At 48.7% G+C, this 11,539-nt stretch carries 12 protein-coding genes; 5 read left to right on the plus strand and 7 right to left on the minus strand.

Features of this window, described 5'->3' with window-relative positions; genetic code table 11:
* The first annotated feature begins 601 nt into the window (after positions 1 to 601).
* Positions 602 to 1,219 (plus strand): DUF4254 domain-containing protein, encoded by a 618-nt coding sequence (locus HMPREF3027_RS01940; RefSeq protein ID WP_018028831.1) that lies wholly within the window; start codon positions 602 to 604, stop codon positions 1,217 to 1,219.
* Between the two features lie 70 nt (positions 1,220 to 1,289).
* Here the strand turns inward: HMPREF3027_RS01940 and HMPREF3027_RS01945 are convergent, their stop codons facing one another.
* Positions 1,290 to 2,318, minus strand: coding sequence for a L,D-transpeptidase (locus HMPREF3027_RS01945; protein ID WP_070706608.1), 1,029 nt, complete (start codon positions 2,316 to 2,318; stop codon positions 1,290 to 1,292).
* Positions 2,319 to 2,493: 175 nt separating this feature from the next.
* Between HMPREF3027_RS01945 and HMPREF3027_RS01950 the strand changes: the two genes are divergently transcribed.
* Positions 2,494 to 3,585, plus strand: coding sequence for a PCMD domain-containing protein (locus tag HMPREF3027_RS01950; protein WP_070706610.1), 1,092 nt, complete (start codon positions 2,494 to 2,496; stop codon positions 3,583 to 3,585).
* A gap of 3 nt (positions 3,586 to 3,588) precedes the next feature.
* Complete coding sequence (locus HMPREF3027_RS01955) at positions 3,589 to 4,365, plus strand: porin family protein (RefSeq protein ID WP_070706612.1); 777 nt, start codon at positions 3,589 to 3,591, stop codon at positions 4,363 to 4,365.
* A 138-nt stretch (positions 4,366 to 4,503) separates the two neighbouring features.
* Here the strand turns inward: HMPREF3027_RS01955 and HMPREF3027_RS01960 are convergent, their stop codons facing one another.
* From HMPREF3027_RS01960 to pfkA, 5 genes are all read right to left on the minus strand, one after another.
* The gene (locus HMPREF3027_RS01960; protein ID WP_083317468.1) at positions 4,504 to 4,716 is read right to left on the minus strand and encodes a heavy-metal-associated domain-containing protein; all 213 of its coding nucleotides are present in this window, start codon (positions 4,714 to 4,716) and stop codon (positions 4,504 to 4,506) included.
* The gene (locus HMPREF3027_RS01965; RefSeq protein WP_070706616.1) at positions 4,694 to 4,978 is read right to left on the minus strand and encodes a DUF4834 domain-containing protein; all 285 of its coding nucleotides are present in this window, start codon (positions 4,976 to 4,978) and stop codon (positions 4,694 to 4,696) included. The genes HMPREF3027_RS01960 and HMPREF3027_RS01965 overlap by 23 nt, the downstream gene beginning before the upstream one ends.
* Positions 4,979 to 4,982: 4 nt before the next feature.
* Positions 4,983 to 5,579 (minus strand): lipocalin family protein, encoded by a 597-nt coding sequence (locus HMPREF3027_RS01970; RefSeq protein WP_070706618.1) that lies wholly within the window; start codon positions 5,577 to 5,579, stop codon positions 4,983 to 4,985.
* A 78-nt stretch (positions 5,580 to 5,657) separates the two neighbouring features.
* Positions 5,658 to 6,920, minus strand: coding sequence for a Cof-type HAD-IIB family hydrolase (locus HMPREF3027_RS01975; RefSeq protein ID WP_083317469.1), 1,263 nt, complete (start codon positions 6,918 to 6,920; stop codon positions 5,658 to 5,660).
* 13 nt (positions 6,921 to 6,933) lie between these two features.
* The gene (gene pfkA, locus HMPREF3027_RS01980) at positions 6,934 to 7,932 is read right to left on the minus strand and encodes a 6-phosphofructokinase (protein ID WP_018028839.1); all 999 of its coding nucleotides are present in this window, start codon (positions 7,930 to 7,932) and stop codon (positions 6,934 to 6,936) included.
* Between the two features lie 584 nt (positions 7,933 to 8,516).
* Here pfkA and HMPREF3027_RS01985 point away from each other — a divergent pair.
* Both HMPREF3027_RS01985 and HMPREF3027_RS01990 read left to right on the plus strand, forming a co-directional pair.
* Positions 8,517 to 10,007: an IMP dehydrogenase gene (locus tag HMPREF3027_RS01985; RefSeq protein ID WP_070706621.1), complete on the plus strand. Its 1,491-nt coding sequence runs from the start codon at positions 8,517 to 8,519 to the stop codon at positions 10,005 to 10,007.
* A 2-nt stretch (positions 10,008 to 10,009) separates the two neighbouring features.
* Positions 10,010 to 10,576 carry a DUF2284 domain-containing protein gene (locus HMPREF3027_RS01990; RefSeq protein ID WP_070706623.1) on the plus strand — a complete coding sequence of 189 codons (567 nt, stop codon included), beginning with the start codon at positions 10,010 to 10,012 and terminating at the stop codon, positions 10,574 to 10,576.
* A gap of 173 nt (positions 10,577 to 10,749) precedes the next feature.
* Here HMPREF3027_RS01990 and HMPREF3027_RS01995 read toward each other — a convergent pair whose 3' ends face one another.
* The gene (locus HMPREF3027_RS01995; protein ID WP_070706625.1) at positions 10,750 to 11,403 is read right to left on the minus strand and encodes a hypothetical protein; all 654 of its coding nucleotides are present in this window, start codon (positions 11,401 to 11,403) and stop codon (positions 10,750 to 10,752) included.
* Between the last annotated feature and the right edge of the window lie 136 nt (positions 11,404 to 11,539).

An 11,539-nucleotide genomic window follows, 5' to 3' on the forward strand; every position in this document is an offset into this window, starting at 1 on the left:
CCCTCCGACTGGGGGCTAGCTGAGTGGCACCCTGGCGGGTGCTTTTTTGGGAACCATCTCGGAGAGGTCCTGAACCATAGACACTCCACTGAAAACCATTCGATAAGACCTTTTTAATGCGTAACCCCTAGGGTATCTAAGGTGAGGAGATTGTTACACGGTGTTCATTATTAACATCCACGGACAAATCCATACCACAAATAGGGGGGCAGATGCTCTTCATACAACAGCCTAAAAAACAACAGCTAAGTGGTCAAAAGTTTAGTTGCAACAAAGCAAATGCTTAGTTGCAACTCGGCATTTGCTTAGTTGCAACTCGCCGATCGCTTAGTTGCAACTCCGTTTTCGACTTTATATGATGCTGAATATCAGTTTGTTAAATATGGGCTTTTGAGCCACTACTTTCTCCTCCTTTATAGGGGTTATTAACTTATGAATATACTCCTAATGCGTCACCCCTGTGGGAGTTGGCTAGTGCGTAGTGTGTGGGGTGAGGGGGAGGGATAGTTGTTATATAGCATAAGGGGAATTGGGGTGAGGTGGTGGTATTATCTGTATCTTTACGGTGCAATTATAGTATTAACCACTGGAGGCATAGGAAATGCAAAATTATAAGGACTTCTGTAGGAGGGCGATATCGGTCTTTAATCAGGCGATTGAAGAGTATCATGTGAGGGATAATGTGGATGCAAAGGTCAATAACCCTTACCCCTTTAAGTCGATTGAATACTATCTATACCTTAAGTGCTGGGTGGATACGATCCAGTGGCACTTGGAGGATATCATACGTAATCCAAATATCGACCCTGAGGAGGCACTTAAGATCAAGCGTCGGATGGATCGATGCAATCAAGACCGTACCGACTTGGTGGAGCTGATTGATAGCTATTTCCTTGACCTTTTCTCGGGGGTGAAGGTACTGCCGGAGGCGACGATCAATACGGAGAGTCCGGGTTGGGCTATTGACCGCCTGAGTATCTTGCAGCTGAAGATCTACCACATGAGGGTGGAGACGGAGCGTGCTGGCATCTCGGAGGAGCAGCGTATCACGGTGCGTGCTAAGCTCTCGGTATTGCTACAGCAGAATGACGACCTTTCCCAGGCTATTACTACCCTCTTGGAGGATATGGCGGAGGGGCGGAAGTATATGAAGGTCTACAAGCAGATGAAGATGTACAATGACCCAACGCTCAATCCGATCCTCTATTCGCAAAACTAATTCATCAAAAATACAAACAAAGGGGCACCATCGCATAAGCGACGGTGCCCCTTAAAGTTCTATAGATTGGTTACTCTATTACGATGATGAGGGAGCGGTCGGTAGGTGCCCAGTCGTAGATAAACTTGGAGTGACTGGTGGCGTTGCGGACACACATGTGGGAGCGTGGGGTGGTGCCGAGTGACCAACTGTACTCAGAGGGCTTGGCATTGCGTCCGTTGGCGGGCACCCCATGGATATAAGCACCGTTGGTAAACCTATTCGCCCAAGGAGCATAGCCGGCTATCTCCGAGCTACCATCGTGTGTGTAAAACATCTTGGCTTTCTTTTGCTGGAGTAGGAATATCCCGAGTGGGGTCTCCATCTGATAGGGTGGCTGCTTCTTGCCGGTGGTGGCGGGGTTGGTGCTTCTAATCAGCCACTTGCCTCGCTCTTGACGCTCCACCGTCGCAATGTTTTGATCGCCTCGATCCACAAAGATGACGTGCTCAAACTGTACCTCTCCCTCCAGCTTCCTCAGATATCGCTTAGGGATCCAATAACTGCCCATGGAGCCTTTGATTGGAGTAATTTGGTAGTAGCTTCCGATTGAATCAACCAAGTGCGTGAGCCAGCCATCACGACCATAGATAATTGGTTGGGTAGTGTCGTTGGGAAGATAGAGTGGGGCAGATTGGTAGCGCTCCACCCCGAGCGTATCGGCTACTCTACGGTACTCATTGCGTCGGTAATTCTGCACCGTTGGTGCCTCTCCGTGCCCATTGCGGTAATTCTCTATCACCGCCCACTGACCGATTTCCTCAGCCAGATTCTCCACGTAAGCCAGTTTGGCTCTAAACTGATCTAGCTTAATGCTCCTCACAGTATCTTTATAATCGTAAGTGGGGGCGAGGTAATACTCCTCAAAAAGGAGCTCTTCCCGCAACTCTATATCCTCGCTAGTAAGTGTATCGGGCTCTTGGGCTACCGCCTCTTCAATTGCTATCGCAGCTTCTATAGGCAAGGACTTCGCTTGCTCCTCGCCTTTTCTCTTGGTTTGGCAGGCTATGAGTAGTAGGGCTACTAGCAGGGGCCCCACTAGGTATCTCTGTTTATTCATATCATTATTATTCTATCAAGTTGCTTATCTCTCTAATTCTAGGCAAATATAATCAATTAACCCATTTCGCCTAGCCAGCAATGCCACTTTGAAGTGAATAGAAGATGGATAATTGATAGATATTGATTACATTTGCGTCGTTTTCTGAATAAAACTAATAGGCTGAACAATGAAAATGAATAAGAAAGTTAATGGGATTTTCCTGGGCCTTTTCCTTGCCATAGGGCTCTCGCTCTCAGGCTGCATCAAGCCAGAGGCACCCAATGCCGAAGCAGATATTGAGAAGTGCATCATGGGGCAAGACCTCCTCTTTAGAGATATTCATATCACCAATAACACGGTGGAGATCACGGTCAATAGCTGGGTGGATGTGACGAAGTTGGCACCAGTGTTTGTTATTACCGATAAAGCGACCATTTCACCTGAGAATGGCTCTATTAGAGACTTTACCAATCCACAAACCTATCAGGTAACCTCGGAAGATGGAAAGTGGAGCAAAGACTATACAGTTACTGTCAAGAAGCCTTCACTTCTTGAGCAACCCATTTGGACCTATAGCTTTGAGGGGTACAAGACTGATCCATATCCTATTCTACAGGAGCTAGATGAAAAGGGAAATGTTACTCTTGAATGGGCAAGCGGCAATTATGCTGTATTCTTAATGAGTGGGAAAGACTTCTACGTTACACAAGACACTGAGGGATACAAGGGAAATGCCGCCAAGCTACAGACCAAAAGCACCGGTTTTTTTGGGAAAATTGCCAAAAAACCTATTGCGGCTGGAAGCGTCTTTATGGGGACTATGGATACTAAGATAATGGCCTCTAAACCTCTTGAGGCAACTCACTTTGGAGAGCTATTCATGCAGGAGCCTCATCTCTTTGAAGGTTATTATAAGTACATCCCAGGCGAGAAAGTAATTAATTCTGCAAGTAAGGTGGTGGAGGGTAAGGTGGATAACTTCAGTCTTTACGCTGTGTTCTTCGAGACCACCAATGAGATTCAGTGGCTTGATGGCACCAATGTACAGGATAGTCCTCAGCTGATATCTGTGGCAAAAGTGACCGAGCGAAAGGTAAGCGACGAGTGGGTGAAGTTTGAAGTGCCCTTTGAGATGCAGGAGGGCAAAACGATTGATCCCGTGAAGCTAAAGGCTGGGAAATATAGGTTGGCTATCGTAGCTTCGTCGAGTGAAAATGGTGCTCACTTTGAGGGCGCTGTGGGTAGTACCTTGTGGATTGATGAACTGCAAATTTTCTGTAAGTAACTTATGAGACGTATTATATATGCTGCGGTAGTAATCGCATTCGGAGCTACTCTGCTCTCTGCACAAAGCAATAAAGATGGCTTTATCCGGACTAAAGATGGCTTTGAATTTGAGCTAAAAGCGGCCATCAACTTTATCGGCGGGGCTGCCCCAATGGATATCCCTCAGGAGGTCCGTTCGATTGACTCCTACAATCCTACTTTCGGAGGCTCCTTTGAGGGAGTGGCAACGAAGTGGTTCGGCGATTCTTATGGAGTGCCTGAGTGGGGTATCTCTGCAGGGCTAAAGCTGGAGAACCGAGGAATGAAGACACAAGTGACCACTAAGAGCTTCCACACCTCCGTTACGATGGACAATGCTGCAGTAGAAGGCTACTGGACCGGTGAAGTGGTGATGGAGTATAGCTCCAACCTACTCAGCTTGCCTCTGCAAGCTCACTATCGCTTCAACCGCAATTGGAAAGTGCGTGGAGGGCTCTACCTCGGTTATCAGATCGATGGAAAGTTTAGCGGAATGGTTCAGAACGGCTATCTCCGTGATGGCACACCAGTAGGGGAGAAGCTGATTATGGAGCAACCATCGCTCTATGACTTCTCAAGCAATATGCAGAGGTGGCAGTGGGGCGGAGTGCTCGGCTTTTCGTGGCGTGCCTATCGGCACTTCCACATCAATGCCGACCTCAATTGGGGCTTCTCTCAAGTCTTTAAGCGAAACTTTACCGCTATCAACTACGCAATGTATCCTATTTACCTACAAGCCGGCTTTGGCTACCAATTCTAGCCACCCTCAATAGTATGCTAATAAAAAAGGACCCCCGCAAGGAGGTCCTTTTTTATTGCCACAATCCTAGTATCCGACCTGTCCGATAGAGCCACCTCAAAAATATAGAGGTGCCCTCTTTAGATTGTTGAAGTGGGATCAGAGCTGCAGGCCAAAGCCCACGCTCTCCACTATCTTCTTGATGCTGTCGGGCGTGATAGTTGCTTCATCGTACTGTACCTCTACAGTGCCAGCCTCGTGGTTGGCCTTTACCGATTTAATTCCTCGCGATACCCTTAGTGCCCCTTCAATCTGCTGAGCACAATGCCCGCACTTCATCCCTGTTACCTCAAAAGTCTTTGTTTCCATCATCCTCTATCTCCTCATATTCTACATACTCCCCGCCTTCAAGATCCAGCGAGGCATTATCTATCATCTCCACACTCGAGGGGGCATCGTCCGTTTGCCTTCGGACCCGCTCCCGACGAGCTCGCTCCTCCTCGGCACTCTTCTGTGCCTCTTTATAGTGCTTCTTCAGCTTATAGACAGAGAGGAGTGCTCGCCGATACTTGATAGCAAATATCACTATCAATATCAGCGGTAAAAGTAATATGAACTGAAGCAAGTCGCTCATCGTATTACTCCTCTGGCTCCATTGAGTGATCCACCCAGATAAGGTTGTTCACCCTCACACCTACCTTCATCGCCTCCGTCACAAAGCGAGCACGCACCTCCTCAGGTAGCTCCTTGGTACGCGAGAGAATCCAGCACTGCTTGGTATTGCGACCCACCACTAGGGCATACTCATAATCCCCCTCAATGGCGATCACATTGTAGCCCGAGAAGATTGGGCCAAAGTAGCTTATTTCCAAAGCTGCCGTATTAGGGTCACCGACAAACTGTGCTACCGCCTCAGAGCGTACCCACTGCTCCTTTTTGTAGTTGTAGCCAGAGTTGATCATCTGTACCCTGCCATCCTCCATCACGTTGTACTCAGCCGTGACATCGCTCAGGTTTCGCTCCCAGCGGTTATCCAGTCGAGCCACCTCGTACCACTTCCCTAGGTATTGCTCTAGGTCAAAGGGAGTGACAGGCTCAGCATTCTTGGGAATAGAGTGCTTTCGGCGGTAAAAGGCCGTGAATACTGTAGTCGCTGCAGCACCTGCAAGTGCAATCAAACCACCTTTGATCAGATTAGCTACTAGCTGGTCATTTGATTTATTCCTCTCAAACATATCTTTTTCTCTTTAATATGGTCCTTTATTATCTATACAACAAGCATAGGTAAGCCAAAGTTGCCTAGCCTGTCGCTTTTACCTTTTATTTAGAATACTATTGACTACCCTTATGCTACTGATCAGCTTCCCTCTTCCTGAAAGGATGTCAATATTCCATACATGAGAGCTGCGTCCTCGGTGGATAATCTTTCCCACCGCTGTGACCGTGTCTCCCACGTGTGCCGAACTGATGTGATTGCCACTCACCTGCATCCCCACCTGTATCTCATTTTCCTGAAGAAGCAACAGCGACCCATACCCTGCTGCCGTCTCTGCAAGTGCTAGCGTTGCGCCACCATGCAGAATGCCCATCGGCTGCTGCGTACGCCCATCCACTGGCATGGTACACTCCACATAGCCCTCCTCAAGTCGGGTGCAACGTATCCCAAGCGTCCCCATCAAGGTATTGCCCTCCATCATCTGATTGAGGAGCTCCACGCTGAGGTCCCCCACATTATCGGGCTTAGGCTGTAGGATAAACTTATTCAGTAAGTGGCTAATACCATCACTATTGTTGCTCGTCGTCACATAGTCGGCAGAGCGCTTTACCGCCTCCGTCGCATTGGCCATCGCCACACCTAGTCCTGCCACCTGTATCATCCCAAGGTCGTTGTAGCTATCACCCACCGCGATCAATTCACTTCGGTCAATGCCCAACTCCTCAAGAAGAAACTCAATGGTCGACCCTTTGTCTACCCCGCGAGGCACCACATCAAGGAAGTGCTCATTGGTGAGGAAAAAGTTGAGTTGTTCGCCATAGTAAGCCTCCATCTCCTCCTTAATCTGGTAGAGGGCATGGGTGTTGTCGCTCGTGATGGCTAGTTTCAGAGGGTCACTTATAAGTCCCTCAAGTAGATGAGGCACCCGCCTGATCGGCATACCACCATCCACCCGCTGCTCCTCTAGTACGTAGTGGTCGTCGGGTGTTTCACTCACAATCATCTGCTGTTCATAGCTAAAGATGGTGAGTTCTGGACGTTTCTTCACCTCCTCATAGAGGTGAGGCAGTAACTTCTTGGGGATAGCACGGCGAGCCAAGATCTTCCCATCACCCAAGGAGGTGAGCTTACCCCCATTGTACGAAAGGATATAGCCACCATACTGATCCAGTCGCAGCGTTTTGGCTATCGCACGGCAACCAAAGGTGGGGCGACCACTTGCCAGTACCACCTTCACGCCTAGCTCTTGGATCGCCATTACCGAACTGATCGTGCTGGGCAGAAGTCGCTTTTGGTCATCTACCAAGGTGCCATCAAGATCCAGTGCCACCAACTTATAGGGGATCTCTCTTTGTGTCATAGTTACGTGGTCTTTAGAGTGAAAGCATCGCAAGGGCCTGAACCATTGCGGGGTCTACTGACTTGTCATCCTTGATGGCACGGCTAAATGGCACGTGGACTAGCTCGTCATTGACAATCCCGATCATCACATTACGCTGACCATCGAGGAGTGCCTCAACCGCTGCCACGCCCATACGGCTTGCCATAATACGGTCTTCGGCACAGGGGCTACCACCTCGTTGCATATGCCCGAGGATAGAGACCCGCACATCGTACTCTGGGTGGCTCTCCTGAAGGCGTTTCGCCACTCCCATAGCACCGCCTGTCAACTCGCTCTCGGCAACCAGTACGATACTACTATTCTTACTCTTACGGAAGCCATTGGCAATCATCTGCGTGATCTGCTCCTCCGCCTCGTGCACTTCAGGGATAATCGCCACCTCTGCACCCGAGGCAATCGCTCCATTGAGTGCCAAGAAGCCAGCATCGCGCCCCATCACCTCCACCACAAAGAGGCGGTCGTGTGAGGAAGCGGTATCACGAATCTTATCCACTGCGTCCATAATGGTGTTGAGGGCTGTGGCGTAGCCAATGGTACGGTCGGTACCGCAAAGGTCATTATCAATTGTGCCGGGGAGCCCCACAATTGGGAAGTTGAACTCCGCTGCAAAGAGCCTTGCCGCCGTCAGTGTGCCATCTCCGCCAATCACCACTAACGCATCGATGCCCGCCCTACGCATATTATCATAGGCGAGAGCACGCCCCTCAGGCGTCTTAAATTCATCGCAGCGTGCGGTCTTCAGTATCGTGCCACCACGCTGAATGATATTGCTCACATTCTCCGTGTGAAAGTCTACAATCTCATTATTCATCAGCCCTTTATAACCACGATAGATGCCTTTCACCTCCAGTCCCTTGTAGATAGCAGTACGTGTGACTGCCCGAATGGCAGGATTCATCCCTGGTGCATCACCGCCCGAAGTCAATATGCCAATGCACTTCAATTCGTATCCTTCAAACATATCTTCCATAACAATCTTCAATCCCTAATCAAAATAATCAATCTCCCAAGCCCCTCTCAACAAAGATACAAAAAAGCCATATAACCCGATAACCCCTATCCCGTATGTCTGTATGCAAACCACAGGTGGGGAGACTGTTGCACTTAGTCCGACTCGTCTGACTTGTCCGACTTGTCCGTAACGGCACCCAACCCAGCAAGCACTCCTCTCCATAAAACCTCCATGCTAGTAGGGCAAAAGTTGAGATGCAACTAAGCAATCGGCGAGATGCAACTCGTCATTTGCTTAGTTGCAACTTGCCGATTGCTTTGTTGCATCTCGGTAAACGCATTTGTATAGTCTTGATTTACAGCTAGTTGCAAAGGAGGTTTTAGTGCTCCTATTTGAGCCATTTTTTTACCTTATTTGGCAGATTGGGACGACGATAAGTGGCCTTGTCTTCTTGTCCTTTTGACTAATACTAGCTAAGCATATTAGATCATTATACTTCTTATGTGACTCGTCCGCATCTTTCAGCAATAATTTGAACGAGATATTCAGAAAAAAATAGTAACTTTGCGTGCAAGTTGTACCTAATAAAAATAGAAGGAAGTATGGCAAAAGTACTCAATCAAGTTTCTCATACCTTTGGAGAATATCTACTTATACCAGGGTTAACCACTGAGCAGTGCACCCCTGAAAATATCAACTTGCGGACTCCACTCGTGAAGTTTCGTCGTGGTGAGGAGCCAAAAATCCAACTCAACATTCCTTTTGTGAGTGCTATCATGCAGTCGGTTTCTAATGATACCCTTGCGATTGAGCTGGCACGCAATGGTGGTCTCTCCTTTATCTTTGGTTCGCAGTCCATTGAGAGCCAGGCGGAAATGGTGCGTAAGGTGAAGAAGTTTAAGGCTGGTTTTGTTACTAGCGACTCTAATCTGACCCCCGACCAGACGCTCCAGGATGTGCTCAACCTGACACATCGCACAGGGCACTCTACCATTGCAATTACAGAGGATGGCACACCTAATGGCAAGCTTTTAGGGATGGTCACTAGCCGTGACTATAGACTGAGTACTACGCCAAGGGAGACGAAGATCGCTTCCTTCATGACCCCCTTCTCAAAGTTGACTATAGGGCGCCTAGGGATTACCCTTTCGGAGGCGAATGATATTATCTGGGAGCATAAGCTCAATACCCTTCCTATTATAGATGAGAAGCAAAACCTGCAGTTCTTTGTCTTCCGTAAGGATTATGATAGCCATAGGGAAAACCCTAGTGAGCTTTCCGATAAGGTCAATAAGCAGCTACTTGTAGGGGCGGGCATCAACACCCGTGACTATAAGGAGCGTGTACCTGCACTCGTGGAGGCTGGGGTGGATGTGATCTGTATTGATAGCTCGGATGGCTACTCGGTTTGGCAGAAGCAGACTCTTCAGTGGGTGAAGGAGCATTATCCCGAGCTTCCTATCGGAGCGGGTAACGTGGTGGAGCGTGATGGTTTCCGCTATCTAGTGGAGGCGGGTGCCGACTTTGTGAAGGTGGGCATTGGTGGTGGCTCTATCTGTATTACTCGTGAGCAAAAGGGTATTGGACGTGGTCAGGCGTCGGCTGTGATGGATATCGCCGAGGCACGTGATGAGTACTTCGAAGAGACTGGGATCTATATCCCAATTTGCTCCGATGGTGGTATCGTGCACGATTATCATATGACCTTGGCAATTGCCATGGGTGCCGACTTCCTAATGATGGGACGCTACTTTGCTCGATTCGATGAGAGTCCTACAAAGAAGCTCAAGGTCAATAATAACTATGTGAAGGAGTATTGGGGCGAGGGCTCTAATAGAGCAAAAAACTGGCAACGCTACGATAGCGGTAGTGAGACTGAGGGCATGAAGTTTGAGGAGGGCGTGGATAGCTATGTGCCTTATGCCGGTAAGATGAAGGACAACTTGATGCTCACACTCGGTAAGATGAAGGCTACTATGTGTAGTTGTGGTGCAGTGGATATCAAGACCTTGCAGCACAATAGTAAGGTGACCCTCGTCTCTTCCACTTCAATTGTGGAGGGTGGTGCTCACGATGTGATTCTGAAGGAGTAAGGATGAGCGACTTCGCACATATTATTAAGCATACAGCTACGATATCGCTTCTGGAATACCAGGAGCGATATCAGCATATAGATAAGTTCTTGGGCTATTGCAAGCAGTGTCGCAATTATGGTCAGCAGTGGGTATGTCCGCCTTTTGACTTCGATGTCAATGAATTCCTCAAGCCGTACCACACGGTGGATATCATCGGCTATCAAGTGGTGTTGACCCCTGAGATGGCAGCGACTGTATATCCCAATCCCGAAGCACGCAATGAAGTGGTGGAGGAGATCATGCAGTGGGCAAGAGCTCAGATTGATCCTGAGATGTTGGCATTGGAAGCTGCTCACCCTGGGAGTAGGGCATGCTATCCGGGGAGTTGCAAACTGTGCTCTAAGGGCGCTTGCACGCGTCTAATTGATAAGCCTTGTATTCATCCAGATAAAGCTAGAAACTCATTGGAGAACTTTGGCTTTGACCTCGGAGCCACCGCCTCAGACCTGTTGGGGATCCCGATGCTCTGGAGCCAAGGGAATAGCCTCGCCCCCTACTATACTCTGGTTGCTGGCCTCCTTCGCTAGTGCTGGCTTTTTCTAGGGGGTACCTAATCTGACAAGTCGGACGGTTCGGACAGGTCGGACGTCCAAGTGGAGAGCGAGTGTCCGACTTGTCTGACCTGTCCGACTTGTCTGACCTGTCCGACTTGTCCGAGAAGAGACCCCGGGGACCCCTATATATATTATGTAATGTGTATCTACCCCCTGAGTAGGTAGAGCATCACCCTCTCTTCCTGGCCAGTGATACTCTCTATGCCGTCCGTCATAAAGTCGTAATTGATGCGGATGTTGCCAAACTGTGAAAGCCGTTCAGTGCGGAAGTCGTAATCAATCCGGTACTGCCCGATGCGCTCCACCTTATTATTGTGGAAGTGGTATTCGATTTGATAACTCCCCACTTTCTCCAATTGGCCAGTTCGCCAGTCATACTTAAATTCATAGGGTCCCAATTTTCGGATCCTCCTTTCATTCCCAATGTCGTACTGAATGGTCCAATCAAATGGTACCCGATCTATTCCATCCTGTAAAGAGTAGACCACTCGCCCACGAGCGTCGTAAATATAGAGGTCTTCCAACTGTCCATCATTTATGATGAAGTAGAGGTGTCCATCAATCAGTGCGCCGAATCGTTTGCCAGTAGCTCCAGCGTCAATATTTATTTGGCTGTCGCCTCTGCCCCAACTGTAATCGTCTCGCCTATTGCTGTCATATTCATATCGCCAAGTGCCATCAGGGTAGAGCAATACTACCTGCCCACCTTGTGTGATTGCCCTCATCTGTGCCGCTCCACTTATGGCTATTGCCCCTATCAATAAGAGAAAAAGTAGCGTCCGTTTCCATTCCTTACTCATACCTTATTACTCTTTTATGAATATATATAGGACAAATGTACTGAAATAATCGCTAGCTTCCTTATTGGCTCGATGACTTCCTCAGGGGTTACGCATTAGAAGGTCTTACCATGAATGACCTCCCCTCGTGGGAGGT

Source organism: Porphyromonas sp. HMSC077F02, from assembly GCF_001815465.1.
GTDB lineage: Bacteria > Bacteroidota > Bacteroidia > Bacteroidales > Porphyromonadaceae > Porphyromonas_A > Porphyromonas_A somerae.